Here is a 19182-nt window from a genome sequence, read left to right on the forward strand (position 1 = left end):
ATTGTTATTGGTCACTCTCGCCTCGATCATCTTCCAAAGTATTGCTCACTGCGCTAATTACCATTTGATACGGTACTTGCAGGTTATTCAGTTCAACCGCTCCCTCTAGCGGCTGAATGTTTAACACGGGCTGCTGATTGATATAGACCACACCGTCTTTTTGCCTCACAGCCGTTTGCCCTGCATGTAAAGCCATAAACTGTGGATAGGTTGCGTACAGAATATCCCTCACCACATAGTCAAAGGGCAAGTATTTCATGGCATCTATACGCTGTTCCACACGAACCTGCTGCCCATCAAAACTAAGTTTAAACAGCTGCTGCCCAGTCAGGCTCAGCGCCAGCATGTCCAGCTGCTGACCGCTTTGCTGCTGATACAGCAAAAAACTGAAGCCATGTTCTTTCCATTGCACTTCAATCTGATCTTGGCGCTGATAGCTTTGCGCGGTCCATTGTGGCGCAGACAAACCTTGCGCCTTTGGCAGAATTTTAGGCGCCAAGCTTTGACAGCCGCTGCACAAGACAGCGCCAGCCAAAACTAAAGCAGTGATTTTAGCATTTACATTAAGTGCCATCTGTCATGGTTTCCCGCATGTGCGCTTCGCGGCAATATTCTGCCAATGTACTCAAACGCTGCTTGGCATTACGGTGAATCGGGTTTGTTTCATCCCACGCATAGCCTGCCAAAAGTGAGGCAATCATGCGGCGGATTTTTTCATCTTGCTTCGTTGAAAATACCACATCTTGAAATTCGCCTGTATACCAAGATTCCACATAAGCGCGGAACACTTGAATACCTTTGCGTAATGGTTTTTCATACTGCACCATCCAGTCCACAGACTGACCTTGCAATACTTGATCAACCAAAGGAATGGCCAAGCTAGAAGATTTCAGCGCAATAGTCACCCCTGAAGAGAACACAGGATCTAAAAACTCGCCCGCGTTGCCGAGCAATGCATAATTATGTGAAGCCAGCTGTTTAACATTGGCAGAATAGCCAACCAATGTACGGACTGGCGTATCATGCTTCGCTTTGCGCAACACCTTAGATAAACTCACATCATCCGCCAAAATGCGTTTTTGCAATGCCTCTAAATCATAATCGGGACTACCGTCATAACCATATTTTTCAAAAAAGTCTTGCTCTGCAACCACACCAAACGATGAACGTCCATCGGCAAAAGGAATCAGCCAATACCATGCGCGGTGATCTTTTTCATGTACCGCAATCAAGATTTTTTCACGGTCAAATTCTGGATCATCCAAAATACCGTCTTCAATATGCGTAAATACGGCGCGGCGAACTGGGAAATCTGACGGGCTTTCTAAATCTAAAAATTTAGGCAAAATTCGGCCAAAGCCGCTGGCATCCAACAAGAACTTGCCTTGAATTTGATAAGGCTGACCTTGTTCATCTTTCACCGTCAAAATGGGATGCGCGCTTTCTACATCTACAGCGGTCACTTCATGACCAAAGCGGATGTCTGCACCCATTTTGCCTGCCTGCTGCGCCAGCAAATGGTCAAAATTGGCACGGCGCACTTGCCAAGTAGTGCCCGGGCCTTCACTGAATTTTTGGGTAAAATCATAGAAACTGCGCTGCGGGCCTTTTAGGAAAGCTGCGCCGTTTTTAAATTGAAATGCATATTCTTCGACATGCTCACGCACCGTCTCCAGCAGGCCAGCTTCTTCTAGAAATACCATAGACTGCGGCAGTAGAGATTCCCCAATTGAAAAGCGCGGAAAATATTGTTTTTCGATCACCGTCACTTGATAGCCTTTTTGACGCAGTAAGGCTGCTGCCGAACTGCCCGAAGGCCCTGCGCCAATAATTAAGACATCTGTGTGCTGTAGTGTGCTCATTGCACTATTACCTTATTACTCAGCTCTTTGGCTGATATTGCTGAACCACAACATGCTCTGCATCGGAAGATGTAAACAATGTTGCATAAATAAATGAAAAAATGACCCCGAGCAGCACCGTCAAGCCAAAGCTGTGAATGGCATAGGTATGGCTAAAGGACAGAAGTCCAAACCCAAAGAAAGTCGACATCATGCATAGAAACAGCGCCATGCCAACCACTTGCGGATGGTCGTGTCCATGACGATAGAAAATCGCATAGTCCACGCCAATGCCGATAATCAGGAAGGTGCCCATAATGCTGAACAGATTAATTTCTACGCCTAACCAAGCTTGTATGGCAAAGGTCGTCATCAGCGCCATGGTCACGGGCAGCACCAGCGGCAAGATGGATTTTTTCCCATATAGCAGCCCTAAGCCAATGGCTAAAATTGCCAAAGCACTCAGCAGCAGCCACTGCGCTTGTATACGATGCTGCTGAAATAGCTCAGACAGCTGATTGACTGGCCGCAGCAGCTGCACATTGTGATTGCTTAATTTTTGCAAAGCTACCACATCATACACATTTTGCAGCATGACTAAACGCTGGGTAGAATTCATCTGTAAAAAATGCAGCGGATGATCTTGAAACACAGCATCACTCAGCAGCGGCTGATGCTTCAAATTGACTTGCCAATTCAAAACCTCAGACTCATTCAGCTGCAGCGCCTGTGCATAATCACGCAATGCCTGCTCAGGAATGGCCTGAAGCATAGCTACATTCTGCTTTTGCTGCACTAGAGGCAGCACCCACTGACCCAGCGCCTGTACAGCATCTAATTTTCCAGCCTGCTGCAATTTAGACAGCTGATCCAGTAAATGCTGTTCATTGCGCTCTAATTCTGCAGGTGTTTTGCCCTGCACCACAAAATAATCACTGCCCTGCTGCTGCATAAAGCGTTCGCGCACATACTGATCTTCCTGTTTTAAGCGTTGATCCATACTTTGCAAGTTACGGATGTCATCATTGCTTTTTAAGAACAGTAAGCTGCTGCCAGTCACTGCAACAATCAGCGCCATCAAAACATAGCGTAAGCGATTACGTGCTTGAATATAGTTGCGCGCATGACCAATAAAACTCAGCATACGAATTGCAGGTTCGGCATTTAAAGCAGGCAAGCGCGGCAGCAGTAAAATACTGGTCACCCATGCCGCGCTTAGGCCAACCATAGAGAACACTGCGATCTGCTTAAAGCCCGGAAATGGCGTAAAGCTCAGCACCACATAAGCCAGCAGCGTGGTCATCAGACCCACAAATAAGCTCGGCAATAATGGCTTTAAGACGGCAAAACCATCAATTTGACGGTGCTGAGACTGCATGGCCATAAAGTAAAATGAAAAATCCACACAGACACCAATCAAACTGGCGCCAAAGACCAAAGTCATTAAATGAATTTCGCCAAAAATACTATATGTAACGGCAAATGCAACCAAGCTGCCCGTTCCCACAGCGACCATTTCTGTCAGCATGGGGCGGATAGAACGGAAGCCAAACCACACCAAAAGCAGAATGCCTAGGGTTGAACCGACACCAATCGTCGAAATTTCTTCTTTCGCAGAGTTTGTGCCAAATTGCGCAAACAGCAGTGTTCCTGTCCAATGCGGTTTAACCTGCAATTGGCGCAGATGCTGATTCATCTGCTGAATAAAAGCATCGGTCTGTTCTTGATAGGCAATGCTGTAAGGACTGTTCTTAAGCTGCAGCACCACCAATCTGGAAATGCCCTGTTCATCGCGCTTGGTGGCAAAGCCTTGTTCTAGGCTAATATCTGAATTGTTCTGTAACGCGCTAAGCCCCATCGCATAACGTGGAAACAGCAACAGCGGATCACTTTGCAGCATTTCCGCCGTGACCGGCATACCCGGACTCATCAATTGCAATAAGCCTTGCTCTGCTAAGGTGGCATAATCTTTGTGCTGCAGCAGTTCACGATCGCTCTGGGTTAATAGCCCTGCCTTGTGCTGATACAGCAGTTTGGCAAATTTGTCATAGTCCAGCTGAGGACGCATAGGCTGAAATAGTTGGCTTTGATTGGCCTGCGTTTTCAGTAGTTTTGTGGCTTGATCCAGCTGCTGATCATTTTGAGCATCCAGCACTACAAAGACTTTGTCATTCAGCTGATTGCTGACATAGTTTTGCGCACGCTCCAGATTCGCATCTTGATGTGTTTCTGGCAGCAAGGCAAAAATATTGGTCTGAATTTTAATGCCATTGTTCAGCCATGCCGCAGCTAAAACGACCGCAATGACACAGAGTATGACCAGCCAAATGGCTGTAAATTTATTTTGCCAATTGGAAAAGCGCATTTTCCGCAGCCGTTAAAGTTTGAGGTTGAGCGCTTTGCTGACTAAATCGGATGACCGTGCTGTTATTGGCCTGTTCCTGAATCACAATGCGGTTCACATAACGCTGACCTTGAGCATCAACACGGACAAACAGTTTTTTAAATAAACTGCTCTTTGGTGTCAGCACCACATTCCACTGTGCAGGAGTATAATTGGCTGAAACCACATTAAAGTTTTTCGCCAGTGCAGTTTCATTACCAGACATCAGCTGTAAAAACATAGTCGCAACAGAACCATAAGGCGTTTTATCAACTGCAATTTGGCTTGAAGTGCGCTGCGTTTTTTGCACCAGCTTACGCGGCGTCACGATTAGATCTGCTTTCACAGGACTTTGAATTTGCCAAAGCACGCCCTGATTTTTACTGAACAGCACTTCGCCTTTCGAAACATAGGTTTTATTCAGCGAAGCCAATTTTTTCTGCTGTTCAAAATTGGCGCGTACCACTGGCGTTGCCGCCAATTGCGAAAAGACCTGCTTCAATTTGGTATTCTGCGCATGACCTGCAGATGTCATCAGAGCAGAAGCTGTAATCAAACACAGCGGCAATACTGCTTTTAAAATAGGAGATCGAATATTCATCCTACTACTCCGCTTTAAATTCAGACCATACATTTAAACAGTCCAATAAAATTTGAGGCGACTGGTAACACATTTCACGTGTTGCAATCTTCACTGCCACTTGCGTGGTATAACCTTTAGTGAGGCGTCTGCCCGAAATTGCATCAAAAATCTGATACTCAATTTTCAGACGGTTTTCCCATTCTTTTAAAATTGCGCGTACACGGATTTTTTGTTCAAATTCGATGCCCTGCACGTAGCGCACATGGCTTTCAATTACAGGCCATACATAGCCTGAATCACGCATTTGCGTATAGTTATAATGAAACTGATCCAGCAGCTTACAGCGGGCAATTTCAAAATATTTTAAATAATGCCCATGCCAAACCACATTCATTGTGTCCACATCATGAAAAGGCACATCAATAATCACATCTGCATGCATCGCTTTATCCTTGGCTTATACAGCAATGCTGTTCAAAAGTTCTAAATTTTCAAAACGGTTGACCAGCGCCTGCAGCTCGTTTTGTAAAGGGCGATCTTCCTCCACATAGTTGAAGCTTTGAAGCACCCACTGTTGAAATGCTGTTAATACTGGACTGAGTTCTGTATCTAAACCTTTCAATTGAACCGCCTGCACAGCAGCACAGCTCAATGCCGCCATTACCTGTTCAGTCAGCGCAATCACACGACTCGCATCACGCGCTGCAATGGTTCCCATACTGACTTTATCTTGATTATGACATTCAGTTGAACGAGAAAAAATTGATGCTGACAAAGTCTGTTTCAGTGCTTCTGCTGTCCATGCCGACACCCCAATTTGCACGGCTTTAAATCCATGATTCAACGGCATGCGTTCTGGGCTTGAACCCGTCAAGTTGCGCGGCAGGCCGTTATTCATTTTGTAATCGACCAATTGCGCGAGCTGGCGGTCCATCAAGTCTGCAATATTGGCAATCATGATTTTTAAACTGTCCATGGCCTGCGCAATATGACCGCCATAGAAATGTCCGCCATGCAGTACACGCAAATTCACAGGATCAATCAATGGATTGTCATTGCTGGAATTTAATTCATTTTCAATAAACTGGCGCAGCCACACTTTTGAGTCTTCAAATACGCCAATAATATGCGGTGCACAGCGCAGTGAGTAACGGTCCTGCAGACGTGAACTTTGGTGCTCTGTCTGCACTTGGCTGTTCAGCCAAACACGCAGTTGCGCAGCAATCTGCTGCTGGCCTGGATGTGGTTTTTGCGCAAACAGTACTTCATCAAAATGGCTTGGATTTCCTTCCAGCGCCAAGACATTCAATGCCGTTACCATGGTGCTAGCCAAGGCAATCTGTTCTGCTTTTTTATAGTTCAGGCACGCAATGGCAGTCATCACCGCTGTACCATTCATCAAGGCCAAACCTTCTTTAGGGCGCATCACTAAAGGCTGCATGCCTTTTTCGGCATAGACCTCTGCAATGGGTACAATCTTGTCTTGATAATACACATCACGCTCGCCTACCAGCGCACCCGCAATATAAGACAATGGGGTTAAATCACCGCTAGCGCCGACAGAACCTTCCGATGGAATGACGGGAATCACATCTTCATTCAGCATCCACGCCAAACGCTGCAGCAAGGCGTGCGATACACCTGAATAGCCGCGTGCCAGCGAACATAAACGCACTGCGACCACTGCACGCGCGGTGATTAAATCCAAATTTTGGCCCATACCGCAGCCATGAAAGCGTGACAAATGCAAAGGCAGTTCATTTACTTGATGCGGTGGAATTTCCACAAGGCAAGAATCGCCATAGCCTGTGGTTACGCCATAAATAACGCCTTCATCCTGCAATAACTGATCGAGAAAATCTGCGCCGCGCTGAATCAATGCATTCCACTCATCTGAAGCAGGCAGTGCTACTTGATGTTCTTTACGCGCAACAGCCACAATATCTTCAATGCTGAGAGCGAATTCCCCAATCGTTAACACAAGACTTATCCTTTATTCCAAAAATTATAAAAATTAAACCATTGATACGGCGCACGCATGCAATGCTGTTCCAGCAGCTGCACATATTGCCGAGTGGTCTGCTGCATGGCTTGCATGCGCTCTTTACGCGGCCAGTTCAGCTGATCTGCCACTTTATGAATATGCACTTCAAAATGCGCTTGCACCCGATAGCAAAACACCGCCAAAACGGGCGCTTTCAATAAACTTGCCAAAATCCACGCGCCTTGCGGCCACAGCGCCTGTTCCCCTAAAAACTCAACAGGCTGGACACGGCCAGACTGCACAGGCACACGGTCGGCAGCCACAATCACCCATTCGCCTTGATCCAGCTTATCTTGCAAAATCAATGCGGTTTCTATACCCAGCTCATCTACCGAAACCAAATTCACATCTGCATGCTCATTCAGCTTCTTTAAAAATTCATTAAATTTTGTCGCGTGCTTTTGATAGACCAGCACATTAATTTTTTGTGCATGTTCAGACTTCACCGCACGCAGCAGCTCAATATTGCCAAAATGTGAAACAACAATCACTGCGCCTTTTTGGTAATGCGCACGGAAATGTTCATGCCCATGTAATTGCAGTTCCTGCTCAGCCACATTGCCCAGCCAGCCTTCAATTTTATCTAAAATGCATTCGCCAAACTGCATTAAATGCGTATAGGTCTGCCCCATATGCGGCTCAGACGCAAAAGGCGATTGACTGCCTGCAAAATGATGCAGCTTTTTTAAATACAGTAAAGAAGCTTGGCGTGCTGTGTTTGAAAACAGCCAATACCACATAATCACAAAATACAGCACCAATCTGCACAGCCAGCGTCCACCCAATCGGTAAAAGCCGAGCATCAGCATCAGTGGCAACATGCCGCCACGCTCTTTGATGCTGCTCCATTTGGGAGTGCTTTTTTCTGTCTTTTTTTGCTCTGACACGCTTAGCCTTTCACTTTGTAATACAGCAATTTGGGTAAGCGCAGCAGCATGCCGCCCAATAAGCGGCTATGCGCGCGAGCCATTCCTAAATTATCTCGCCAAACATTAAAATGCGAAATACCATCTTCAGGATAGATGACCCGCGTAGGCACATTCACAAAATGTACATTTTCCCATTTCAAGCGCACCAAAATTTCTGAGTCAAAGCCCATGCGCGGCTGAAATTTAGCGCTATTCAGTACGTTTACTGTCTGCGCCAGCGGATAAACTCGAAAACCGCACATACTGTCTTTTATTTCAAAAGATAGGCTGTTAATCCAGACCCAAATATGTGTTGCATAACGTCCATATAAGCGTTTTTTCGGGACAGTCGCATCAAATACAGGCTGACCAATCACCATCGCTTCTGGATGCTGCGTCGAGGCATCTAAAAAGCGCTGAATATCATTCCAATCGTGCTGACCATCCGAGTCTAATTGCAAGGCGTGACTATAGCCCTGCTTATATGCATGCTGCAGCCCCGTCATAACCGCCCCGCCCTTGCCTTGATTAACTTCATGCTCAACCAAATCCAGTAAAGGGTTATCTGCAGCCAATGACCGCAGCACCGCTGTACATTCAGCATCACTGCCATCATTCACCATAATAATAGGCAACTGAAAAACGTTTAGATGTTCAGTTAAGGCCGCCAAATAATGCGGATGGTTATAAACTGGAATTACAAAGCAATGCTGCATTCTTATACCCTCGGCTTATTCTTCTGCCGCTGAAACAGCAAACAGCAGCCGCCCAGAAGCCAATGTTTTATCGTGTTGTTTCAGTTCAAAACTGACTTTGTGCGCCTTTCGCACTAAGGATAAATCCACACATTGATAAGGACGAATCAAGTCCTGAAATTTTAACTGCTCAAAACCATTGCACCATTGCAAATCTGCCCAATGCTGCTTTGCAAAATGCTGAATGAAGCCAATTTGACCAACGCCTGGATAAATTGGAAAATTCGGAAAATGTCCTTTAAAACATTCTAACTCAGGACTGAATTCCAGCGCTAAATTAAGCTGCTCATCGTGTATCTGCTGTGTCAAAACTACAGGCAGCTGCATCAGCTGAAACAAAGACTTTAAATACTGCTTATTGAGTTTTGATTGCGCATTTTGCGGCATCAGAGACAAGAAACGCCATTGCCGCGGAATGGCAATACTCTCCAGCTTTTCACTTAACTGTTTTTTTAAATGCGCTACGAATGCCGCTTTGCCCATTTCCTGCAGATGCTGACGCGCTTCATCCGTCAGCACAGCCACCGCGGCTAAAATTTGACGGTGCTCTTTTTCATAAACTAATACATGACATTGCTGTACAGCCTCTAAATCTGAAATTTTCAGTTCAATGGCATCGAGGCTTAAACGCTTTTCTTCCAGTTTCACAATTCGGTCTAAACGGCCCAGCAATCGAAATGGGCCCTTAGAGTTCGCCGTTTCTGTCAGTTCGACTTTATCACCCGTCAAAATCCAGTCTGTACTAAATGCATGATTGGTTTTGACTGCCAATTCTTGCTGTTCCTGAGCCTGAATATCAACATTGGCAAAAGGAGTCCATAAGGCATCATCCTGCTGACGATGCGCAATTCCGCCTGTTTCAGAACTGCCAAACACTTCTGTAATGGGACTGTTCAAATATGGGCGGACACCCGCATCCAGCTTGCCGCCAGAGGAATACACCATAATACAGTCTTGCAGCAGTACATCCTTGGTCCAGCGTTTAAGCAAGGCTGGGCTGGAAATCACATAGTTTGGCAGCAGTAAATGCGCGATTTTCTTTTGAATATCTGCTACATCTTCTGGAAAGGCCAATTGCTTTTGATAAAAGCTGCGCCCACTCGCTAAAGGCCACAGCAGTTTAAACAATAAGCCATAGATATGCTGATGGCTGACTGTTGCAATTGCGACGGCCTGTTCGGGCAAAGCAAAGCTGGCATCTAGGCCGCAAACTTCATTAAACAGCTGCTGTAAGGTACGAGGAATTTTTTTCGGTTGGCCCGTAGAGCCTGAGGTATAAAAATACACCTGCGCCTGATTTAAAAAGGCGTCATCAAATTCAAAAGTTTCTTGATGTTTTTTATCTGAGATTTCACTGCGTTTTAAAAAATAGATCTGCTCGGCAGCCAATTCTTTTTCTAAGTCACTGACACGGTTGGGCGGCAGCAATACCTGTTTTTTTGCCTGCAAAGCAGCAAATAGCAGCACCAAAAACTCATAGCTGTCTTGTTCCCACAGCGCCCAAACAGGTTCAGATGACATGCGGATCTGAATTGCCTGCAGCGCAACATCCTGCCAAAAATCCTGAAATGAAATTTCACGTAGATCAGACTGAATACATAAAGTTCGGGATGAATGCAGATGGTGCTGAAAATGACAAGACATAAATGTTATTTCTAAACCGTGATTATTTTCTAAATTAAAAAAATGAAAATGACGCTATTTTTGCGCCTGATGCAATCGCTGCTGGCGTTTGCGCAGCAAGTACTCTCCGAGCAATAAAATACCCATCAACACATAGGAAATAAAACCGTTATACAGCACCCAAATCTTCATTGACACAAAATACACCGTCCATAATGCAATCAGCGCATTGATAGCAAAAAATCCGCACCACACTTTGGTGACTTGACGTGTCCAATGCACGCCTTCTGGCGGTAATTCTGGCTCAGCTAACCGCGCAAAGCGCTCAATCATGGATGGCGGTTTGATTAAGGTCATACTGAAAATAATCAAAGCACCCACATTCATGCAGACTGGGTACAGTTTTAGCCACGCATGATCTTTAAGTATCAAGCTTAGCCCACCGCAGAGTATAGCAAAGCCGGTCAAAGGCCACAGCAAAGCATTGCCCTTGCTGAACATGCGCATCATGCCCAGTGCAATCAGCAGCACACTCACCCATGCATAGTGGCCTTTTGCCAAACCATAGCCGACAAAAAAAGGATAGAGAATCAATCCGATTACTGCTATCCCTTTAAAAACTGCATTCATTCAGCTGACATATTCTGAATGACGGCTACAACGTCCTGTACGGTGCGGACATTTTTAAAATCTTCCGGATTTACTTGCTTACCGGTTAATTCTTTAATCTTTACGACCAAATCAATCGCATCAATACTGTCTACATCCAAATCTGTTGCCAGATTGGACTCAAGCTGTACATCTTCAGGCGCGATTTCAAACAATTCGTCCATCCATTCGCGCAATTTTTCTAAAACGGTTTCTTGTGCAAGCATAGCAACCTCTTATGTTGTTTTCTGAGCTTCAACTAAAGCCACTAAGCTTTGAATTGATTTAAAGTGTTCTTTGGTTTCTGCAGACTCTGCATTTAAATGAATGCCGTAACGCTTTTTCAATGCCAAGCCCAGCTCCAATGCATCAATTGAATCCAAACCCAAACCGTCGCCAAATAAAGGCGATTCTGTTTCAATGTCTGCAATGGTGATGTCTTCTAGGGCAAGCACATCAATAATCATTTGCTTCAATTCATCAGCAAGATTGTTCATTTAAAGATAACTCTTGGTTAAAAAACCGCTGTAATTGTTGATTTAATTGACGTACATTTTTTGGATTGACACTAACATCATCCAATACGTCTTCCACTTGGATCGCATCCAAAACTTTCACGTGAATATGAAAAGGCTGTTCTGGGATGTGATACCACTTTTCATTTTTGGTCAGGGTCGAAGGTGTACATGTAATCAGTACTGGCCGAATTGGTACACCTGCGCGCAAGGCAATATTGGCAGCGCCGCGCTGAAAGTCATTCAACAGTGTATCTTTTTCAGTCCGTGTCCCTTCTGGGAAAATCAGTAACGATGCCGCTTTATCCTGCTGCAGTTTGTTCACGCAATCCTGAATAAATTGTTCTGAACCTGCATTTAGAATATAGCCTGCACTCTGCACAGGACCTTTGGTAAATGGGTTAGACCACAGCGCCTGTTTAACCACGCAATTTGCCTGTTCCATTAAACCAATTAAAACCACAACGTCAATCAGTGTCGGATGATTGGCAATCACCAACTCCTGCTGACTGTGCTGCAGTTTTTCCAGCCCTTCAACTTCATAGGTCATAATGCCCAGCTTAACCATCATTTCAGTAAAGCCTTTAAAGCTGTGCTTAATGACTTTTTGCGTGCGCTGTATGCGTAAGGCTTCATCTTGGGTACTGAGTTTCACCAAAGGCGCAACAAGGCCACCTATCGCTGCTCCACCTGCTCCAAAGCTGGCAAAACTAAAGCCTGTCGCACCGACACGCCAGACATAATTGGCTTTTTTCTTGATATTTTTTAAGTTCAGCATTTTGTCCACGCAGCGCTTTCAAATAGACTGTCATCTTGCCAGAAATGATAAAATTGCAATGCCTGCTGAAAATACGTCTGTTTATACGAATGGTGGGAAAGATCCAGCTTTAAATTTTCAGGTTGCAGTGAAACCACTGCGCTCATGGCAAAAGCAGTAAAGGGCTGATGTTCAGCATACAGCTCAGGTAATGCTTCATCATAATACACCACCAACGCGCGGCTGGCTTCGGGCATCGTCTTGAGCCAAGCATAGGCTTCAATCAATGCATCATTCCAAGAACCAGCTAAACTGGTTGAAGGAGTAGCATCTTTGCATAAGATCGAATACAGACCGGATACAGCGTTATGTACAGAAGTTGAAAACTGCGTCGGCGATGGTGTTTGCTCATGCAGCACATCTTCTAAAATTTTCAGGGTCTTGGTTTCATCACCATACTGCGAAACCCATACAATATAGTCAACGCGCTGGTTCGCCAAAACCTGCATAGCCGAGTTTAAAGCCAGCTTCGCCACCAATGACAAACGGCGACGCTGCATTGCAGGAATTTGCTCTAAGGCAGGAAATACCTCATCGGCCCGGCTCATCACCAGCCGAGATATATTCATAAGCACCATGCGCTGTATTTCCTTAGCCTTTAAAACATATATTTCAGAATGGCGCGGATTATAGCATTGACGATTTTTTTTTTACAGAATATATGTTGACCGTTTGAAATATCATAGATTTAGTTATATTGTAAGCGTCCGCTGAACCCCATGCCTATTTTTTAATTTGAGTTGGATTTCCAGCGATGTGGCAGTAATTCTTCTATTTGGGTCGCTTTATGCGTCGGCAGCCTTTTCAGCACATCACTTAAATAGGCATACGGATCCAAGCCATTCAGCTTTGCTGACTGGATTAAAGTCATGATATTCGCCGCTCGCTGGCCGCTGCGCAGCGAACCTGCAAACAACCAGTTCTTACGGCCCAATGCCCAGGGACGCATTGAGTTCTCTGCCCAGTTATTGTCAATGGGTAGATTGCCATCATCCAGATAGCGGCTTAAGGCTGGCCAACGCTTCAGAGTGTATTTGATGGCCTTGGCGGTTGGAGAACTCGATGGCACCATCAGATAATGTTGGTTGAGCCATTCATACAGTTGTTGCATCACCGGTTGGCTGTGCTGTTGTCGGTATTCGCGGCGGTGTTCTGCTGTACTATCGGTCTTTTTCCTGAGTTCTGCTTCTATCGCATACAGTTTCTGAATCATCAGTAATGCCTGTTCAGCGATCTGACTTTTCCCAGTCACATGTAGCTCATGGAATTTACGACGTGCATGCGCCATGCAGCCCACCTCAATGACATCGCCTGATTTAAAGCGTGCTTTATAACCACTGTAATCATCACAGACCAGATGGCCCTGCCAGCCATTCAGGAACTCTTCTGCATGCTGACCTGAACGGCTATCCTGAAAGTCATAGATCACCGCTTGAACTGGATTGTACTGTGTGGTGGCATAGGCCCAGACATAACCTTTCTTCGGTTTTTTCTCATTCTCACCCATCCGCATGATGGTGACCGGCGTTTCATCGGCATGGATTACCCGCTGTTGCAACACCACCTGTTTTAAGGCATTGGCCAGAGGTTCCAGTTCCACACCGCAGCGACCAATCCAGTCAGATAAAGTGGATCTGGACAGATCAATGCCAGCCCGCTGATAGATCAGGCGCTGACGGTACAGCGGCAAATGATCGGCATACTTCGATACCAACACATGGCTGAGCAATTCAGGTGAAGCAATGCCTTTATCAATCACATAGGCGGGCATCGCTTGCTGAGTCAGGGTGTCACACTGATCACAGACCCATTTGCCACGCACATGCTGTTCCTTATAGAACTGTGCCGGTCTGAAATGCAGTTTTTCACTGATATCTTCGCCGATACGACGCAAGGTGCAGCCACAAGCACATTGGGTTGATGTTGGTTCATGCTCAATACGGATGGTGTGTAGATGATCGGGCAGCAGTCGACGTTTAGGTTTATTTGCTTTGGCTTTCTGTGTCGCTGCATCGGTTTTATCTGCATTCAGCCGTTCCAGTTCCAGATCAACGGCTGCAATATCTTCTTCGACCGCTTCATCCCAGAGATGGATTTGTTTTGCAGTGAGATGTTCGTTTTTACTGCCGAATTTGTGCTGTTTAAATAGTGCGAGTTCATGCTCGTATTTTTGATTGAGAATAGAAAGATGTTGAACTTGAGCATCTAATTGCTGATTGGATACTTCAAGATGCTGAACTTTGGTATCTAATTGTTGGTTTGATTTTTCTAATTCTTGATTTGATTGTGCCAGAGACTGATGCTGCATCGCCAACTGCCGGGTAAATTCCAGCAGTTGTTCATGGGTCAGTTGGCTTAAATCAGGCAGCATTTTCATGACCGCAGTATGCCTGAGGTCATGACGCAGAGGAAATAGAACGTTTGGAGAATAGCAGAATGGACCAGCCTAGTTTAGAGCATCGTCACCACCTGCTGCCGTCCAATGCGCTGCCAAGGTAAACCCTGGATCAGTGCCTGTAACTGTTCCGGACTGATCGCCATGCTTTCACCCTGGTGAACCTGCGCCCAGTGGAATTTTCCCTGTTCCAGCCGCCGGGCACACAGCCAGATGCCCAGTCCATCATGTACCAGCACTTTCATGCGATGGCCACGTTTATTACAGAACAGGTAAGCACAATGCGGTTTAATGTAGCCAAAGGCTCTCACCACCTGAGCCATGATAGTATCCATCCCTGCTCGCATATCCAGAGGTTGGGTAGAAAGCCAGATTTCATCAATGCGGATCATGTTGCAAGTGCCTTGAGTAATTCTGCTAAAGCAGATATTTCTGATACTTGCCATTTCAAGCCAATTTCTGCTTTTGAGTGGGGTAAAGTAATTTGAACCGTTAACATGTCAGTAGGAGTAGGATCTAATGGTGCAGAGCAAGATAAGGCAATAAATGCAGGTTTATTCGGTAGTGGTGAGCGATCATTCCCTGGCTTACCATCAATTAAGCGAATCCATTTGGATACAAGATTTGTATTCAATCCATGTTGCAAAGCGACCGAAGCAATTGAAACGTCCGGTGCTTTACAAGCCTGAACGATCTGCTGTTTAAATTCAGCACTGTATGTTCTTCGTTTTATCGTAAGAGATGCGATGGATGTCTGGTGATTTGTAGTCATAAATTTTAGTCCCCACTTGTTTTTAAGTGGGGACTAAATTAAGGCTTATAGGATGAATTCATAAGGTGTGTTCAGCGGACGCTTACGTTATATTTCCCCATGAAATAATATAAAAGCCAAAATATAAAAAACCCGCACGCAGCGGGTTTTTTATACAATTTTATTTTTAGCTACCTTGTACCAAGCGACGTGCGCTGATAATGCCCGGTTGTTGCTCTAGACGTGCCAACAGTTTCGACAACTGCGCCAATCCCTTCACTTCAATCAATAACTTCATATTGGCAATACCATCACTTTCGGAAATCGTATTCACCTGACGAATGTTGATTTGGTCTGAGAAAATCACTTGAGTCAAATCTTTAAGCAAACCACGACGGTCATAAGCTTCCACCACGATTTGCACACTTTGACCACGGGTTGGCTGCATTTCCCAATCCGCTTCAACCGCACGTTCAGGCTCTTGTCCAATCATACGGATATAATCCGGACATGCGACCTTATGGATACTCACGCCACGATTCAGGGTGATATAACCGGCAATCGATTCACCATGCACAGGCTGACAACACTGAGCAATGTGTAGTTCTACATTGTCCAGACCATCAATCAAAATACCATGCGCCGAAAGCGTATGACTTGCACGAGGGTTCAATGTCGGTTTTAACACCAGTTCAGGCTCATCCTGATCGAGGTGCATATGACGGTTAACCTGATTGATTAAGGCATGCAGGCTAATGTCACCACTCACCAAGCCAATCAAGATATCTTCACCCAATTTCACATTAAAATGATTGCAGTAATCATTCAAATCGATACTTTTCGGGTGAATCGCCAAACGTGACAATTCTTTATTCAGAATCTCACGTCCCACTTCCAAGTTTTTACTACGGTCTTGCTGACGGAACCAATGACGCAACTTGTCACGTGCACGAGCCGTCTTGATATAACCCAGCGAGTTCACCAACCAATCTCGGTTCGGTTCACGATCTTTTTTGGTTAAAATCTCGACCTGCTCCCCAGTTTTTAGGGTATAGGTTAGAGGCACATAACGTTGGTTCACCCGTGCTGCATAGCACTTGTTACCCACTTCAGTATGCACATGATAGGCAAAGTCGAGCACAGTCGAACCACGTGGTAATTCTTTGATATCACCATCACGACTAAACACATAGATTTTCTCAAAATCTTCAAACTCTTGGATTTGTTCGAAGTTTTCAGAATCTTCATCTTCTTTATGGGCGCTAGCATCATTTCGTTCTTGATAATGTTCAAGCACTGCACGCAAAGAATGTAAGCGATGATTAAATGAATAATCTGTGGTTTTAGAGCCTTCTTTATAGTTAAAGTGCGAACACACCCCGAGTTCAGCTTCTTCGTGCATATTGTGCGTACGAATTTGCACTTCTAAAGATTTGTTCTCTGCAATCACGGCCGTATGCAGTGAGCGATAACCATTGGCTTTCGGGTTGGTAATATAATCATCGAACTGATGCGGAATATGACGCCAAATCTGATGAACGATCCCCAGTGTGTGATAACACTCAGGTACATTATCCACCAGAACACGAACCGCTCGAATGTCATAAAGCTGATCAAAGCTCAGGTTCTTACTCTTCATTTTTCGATAAATCGAATAAATGTGTTTCACCCGACCATTAATCTCGGCCTCAATGCCATGATCTAATAGTTCTTTACGTAACTTTTCTGTCACGAACTGAATATATTGTTCACGCTCTAAACGTTTTTCATTTAGTAAGGATGCAATTTCTTTATAGCGTTCAGGTGCTAGATAACGGAAAGCAAGATCTTCTAGCTCCCACTTAAGCTGTGCAATCCCTAAACGGTGCGCAAGCGGCGAGTAAATGGTTAAAATTTCTCGTGCGACACGCTCTTGACGCTCTTTGGTTGAGTGCGCCAACTCACGTAATGCATAGGTACGTTCAGAAAGTTTGATTAATACAACACGTACATCTTCGGTCACCGAAATCAGCATTTTATAAATGCCGGTCAAATGTTCACGTTGGTTATTATTAAAATGATCTTCTAGACGTTTATTTTGCTCAATCAGGTCAGACAACTTACCCATGGCAAGCGTGCCTTTCACCAAAGCATACACTTGATCGCCAAATTTGCTTTGGACTTCTTCTAAACTGGTTACGCCTTCACGAACACTTCGATACAGCATGGCTGCTGATAACGTATCTTCATCCGCATACAGATGAGCAAGAATATCCGCCATTTCAATACCCGTATAGAAGGTATTCGAGCGATGGTTGACCGTTGTTTCAAGTTCATTCTGTAAGGTCAGATGTGCAACTTCTTCGAGTTGCTTTAGAGGAGCCCCGTCAAACATGCCACTCACACGCTCTAGCCATTCAGCCAAATCATGCTGTGCTTGCTCGGCATGTTCTACAGTCGTTTCCTGAGACAGCTCATTGAGACGTCCAGGTAATTGTTCACGTACTGTGACCATACCCTACTCCTAGTTTTCTACGCTTCATAACTTTTAATCGTTTATCTGATTTTCTTTTTCGAACAAAGCAATCGATTCGACATGCCCTGTATGGGTAAACATGTCCATGACACCCGCTTTTTTCAAACGGTAGCCTTGTTGTACCAGCATTCCAGCATCGCGTGCTAGTGTTGCAGGATTACATGACACATAAACGATTCTTTTTGCACCAAATTTGGGCACATAACGCATTATTTCTTCTGCACCAGAACGTGGTGGGTCTATCAATAATGCATCAAATCCTTGTTTTGCCCAAGAATGATGCGAAAAATCTTTTGTTAAATCTTGTGAATAAAATTTCAGTTGCGAAAGGCCATTGTTTTGTGCATTTTCTGCACCACGCTGAACCATTTCTTCACTCCCTTCAACTGCAACGACTTGACCCGTTGAACCCACACATTGAGCAAGTGGTAAAGAAAAGTTTCCTAAGCCACAAAACAGATCTAGAACTCGCTCACCCTGTTGTAACTGAAGCAATTCACATGCCAGTTTCACCATTTGCGGATTAATCGTGGAATTCACTTGCGTGAAGTCATGAGGATTAAAGCCAAATTCCACACCAAAGTCACTTAGACCATAGTGCAGACGCATCGGTGCATCGGGATGATCCACGCGATGTAAGCTGTCTGGCCCTTCAGGTTGTAAGTACAGTTGCCACTCTTTATGTAACGCAAATTTTACTAATTGGTTGACATCTTCCGCGCAAAGTTCCGCCGTATGACGAATCAGGAGAGCAATTTCTTGATCTCCCATGGCCAGTTCCATATGCCCAATATCTGCTTTACCTTGCAAACTTTGTAACAATTGTTTGAGTGTGGTGATTGAGCCAAACTCACGATCCAACACCATACAACGGTCAATCGAAGTCAGCTTATTTGACTGGCTCTCACGAAAGCCAACCACGAGCTTATCTTTTGCAGGTAGGTAGCGCACACCAATACGTGCTTTGCGACGGTAGTCTTCACGCAATGAACGCAAAGGAGCTAACCATTGATCAGGTTGTATCCCTGCAAAATGTTGCAAATGTGATTGTAAAACGTCTTGTTTTAAACGAATTTGCTCGTCGGGATGGATATGTTGCATGCTACAACCACCACAGACCCCATAATGTGGACAGGCAGGTTTTACCCGTAGAGACGACTCTTCACTCAGCAATTCCAGACTGTCTGCTTCTTCAAGACGCTTAACGACATTGGTAATACGCGCACGCACTGTTTCACCCGGCAAGGCATAACGGATAAAGACTTTCTTACCGTGTTTTTCTGCAGGATGATCTGGATGCGTCCCAAAGTGCGCTATGCCTCGCCCCTCATGTGAAAGCGATTCAACCTGAAATGTATAAATGGGTTGTTGGGCTTTTTGGGGTTTGGCTTTGTGTTTCATGCG

The 19182-nt window shown here is 45.0% G+C and carries 19 protein-coding genes; all 19 read right to left on the reverse strand.

Annotation, left to right across the window (positions count from 1 at the left end; all coding sequences use genetic code 11):
- Nucleotides 1–4 precede the first annotated feature (4 nt).
- The gene (locus FTU17_RS00935) at nt 5–574 is read right to left on the reverse strand and encodes a DUF3261 domain-containing protein (RefSeq protein ID WP_111885824.1); all 570 of its coding nucleotides are present in this window, start codon (nt 572–574) and stop codon (nt 5–7) included.
- Nucleotides 564–1862 (reverse strand): NAD(P)/FAD-dependent oxidoreductase, encoded by a 1299-nt coding sequence (locus FTU17_RS00940; RefSeq protein WP_111885825.1) that lies wholly within the window; start codon nt 1860–1862, stop codon nt 564–566. Before FTU17_RS00940 ends, FTU17_RS00935 begins: the two co-directional genes overlap by 11 nt.
- 19 nt (nt 1863–1881) lie before the next feature.
- Complete coding sequence (locus FTU17_RS00945; RefSeq protein WP_180134497.1) at nt 1882–4206, reverse strand: MMPL family transporter; 2325 nt, start codon at nt 4204–4206, stop codon at nt 1882–1884.
- Complete coding sequence (locus FTU17_RS00950; protein ID WP_257227352.1) at nt 4181–4759, reverse strand: outer membrane lipoprotein carrier protein LolA; 579 nt, start codon at nt 4757–4759, stop codon at nt 4181–4183. The genes FTU17_RS00945 and FTU17_RS00950 overlap by 26 nt, the downstream gene beginning before the upstream one ends.
- 70 nt (nt 4760–4829) lie before the next feature.
- Nucleotides 4830–5249 (reverse strand): thioesterase family protein, encoded by a 420-nt coding sequence (locus FTU17_RS00955; protein ID WP_180134499.1) that lies wholly within the window; start codon nt 5247–5249, stop codon nt 4830–4832.
- 15 nt (nt 5250–5264) lie between these two features.
- Nucleotides 5265–6788: an aromatic amino acid ammonia-lyase gene (gene hutH, locus FTU17_RS00960; RefSeq protein ID WP_180134500.1), complete on the reverse strand. Its 1524-nt coding sequence runs from the start codon at nt 6786–6788 to the stop codon at nt 5265–5267.
- A gap of 5 nt (nt 6789–6793) precedes the next feature.
- Nucleotides 6794–7672: an acyltransferase gene (locus FTU17_RS00965; RefSeq protein WP_180134543.1), complete on the reverse strand. Its 879-nt coding sequence runs from the start codon at nt 7670–7672 to the stop codon at nt 6794–6796.
- Nucleotides 7673–7740: 68 nt separating this feature from the next.
- Nucleotides 7741–8475 (reverse strand): glycosyltransferase family 2 protein, encoded by a 735-nt coding sequence (locus FTU17_RS00970; RefSeq protein ID WP_111885459.1) that lies wholly within the window; start codon nt 8473–8475, stop codon nt 7741–7743.
- A 15-nt stretch (nt 8476–8490) separates the two neighbouring features.
- The gene (locus FTU17_RS00975; protein WP_180134501.1) at nt 8491–10158 is read right to left on the reverse strand and encodes an AMP-binding protein; all 1668 of its coding nucleotides are present in this window, start codon (nt 10156–10158) and stop codon (nt 8491–8493) included.
- Between the two features lie 54 nt (nt 10159–10212).
- Nucleotides 10213–10767 (reverse strand): septation protein IspZ, encoded by a 555-nt coding sequence (locus FTU17_RS00980; protein ID WP_180134502.1) that lies wholly within the window; start codon nt 10765–10767, stop codon nt 10213–10215.
- Nucleotides 10764–11012: an acyl carrier protein gene (locus FTU17_RS00985; protein ID WP_111885456.1), complete on the reverse strand. Its 249-nt coding sequence runs from the start codon at nt 11010–11012 to the stop codon at nt 10764–10766. Before FTU17_RS00985 ends, FTU17_RS00980 begins: the two co-directional genes overlap by 4 nt.
- A 9-nt stretch (nt 11013–11021) precedes the next feature.
- Nucleotides 11022–11282 (reverse strand): phosphopantetheine-binding protein, encoded by a 261-nt coding sequence (locus FTU17_RS00990; protein WP_180134503.1) that lies wholly within the window; start codon nt 11280–11282, stop codon nt 11022–11024.
- The gene (locus tag FTU17_RS00995; RefSeq protein WP_180134504.1) at nt 11266–12078 is read right to left on the reverse strand and encodes a 1-acyl-sn-glycerol-3-phosphate acyltransferase; all 813 of its coding nucleotides are present in this window, start codon (nt 12076–12078) and stop codon (nt 11266–11268) included. Before FTU17_RS00995 ends, FTU17_RS00990 begins: the two co-directional genes overlap by 17 nt.
- Entirely contained in the window at nt 12072–12695 is a 624-nt protein-coding gene (locus tag FTU17_RS01000) for a beta-ketoacyl synthase chain length factor (RefSeq protein ID WP_180134505.1), read from the reverse strand. Before FTU17_RS01000 ends, FTU17_RS00995 begins: the two co-directional genes overlap by 7 nt.
- Before the next feature lie 152 nt (nt 12696–12847).
- On the reverse strand, nt 12848–14494 hold the full coding sequence (locus FTU17_RS01005; protein WP_180134506.1) for an IS66 family transposase: 1647 nt from the start codon (nt 14492–14494) through the stop codon (nt 12848–12850).
- Nucleotides 14495–14568: 74 nt separating this feature from the next.
- Entirely contained in the window at nt 14569–14904 is a 336-nt protein-coding gene (tnpB, locus tag FTU17_RS01010; protein ID WP_004691519.1) for an IS66 family insertion sequence element accessory protein TnpB, read from the reverse strand.
- On the reverse strand, nt 14901–15284 hold the full coding sequence (locus FTU17_RS01015; protein ID WP_180134507.1) for a transposase: 384 nt from the start codon (nt 15282–15284) through the stop codon (nt 14901–14903). Before FTU17_RS01015 ends, tnpB begins: the two co-directional genes overlap by 4 nt.
- Before the next feature lie 166 nt (nt 15285–15450).
- Nucleotides 15451–17757 (reverse strand): bifunctional (p)ppGpp synthetase/guanosine-3',5'-bis(diphosphate) 3'-pyrophosphohydrolase, encoded by a 2307-nt coding sequence (locus FTU17_RS01020; RefSeq protein ID WP_180134508.1) that lies wholly within the window; start codon nt 17755–17757, stop codon nt 15451–15453.
- Nucleotides 17758–17790: 33 nt separating this feature from the next.
- Nucleotides 17791–19179, reverse strand: a complete 1389-nt coding sequence (gene rlmD, locus FTU17_RS01025; RefSeq protein WP_180134509.1) for a 23S rRNA (uracil(1939)-C(5))-methyltransferase RlmD — start codon at nt 19177–19179, stop codon at nt 17791–17793.
- Nucleotides 19180–19182: the final 3 nt, after the last annotated feature.

Origin of the sequence: Acinetobacter sp. YH12070 (assembly GCF_013419625.1) — a bacterium.
Lineage (GTDB): Bacteria > Pseudomonadota > Gammaproteobacteria > Pseudomonadales > Moraxellaceae > Acinetobacter > Acinetobacter amyesii.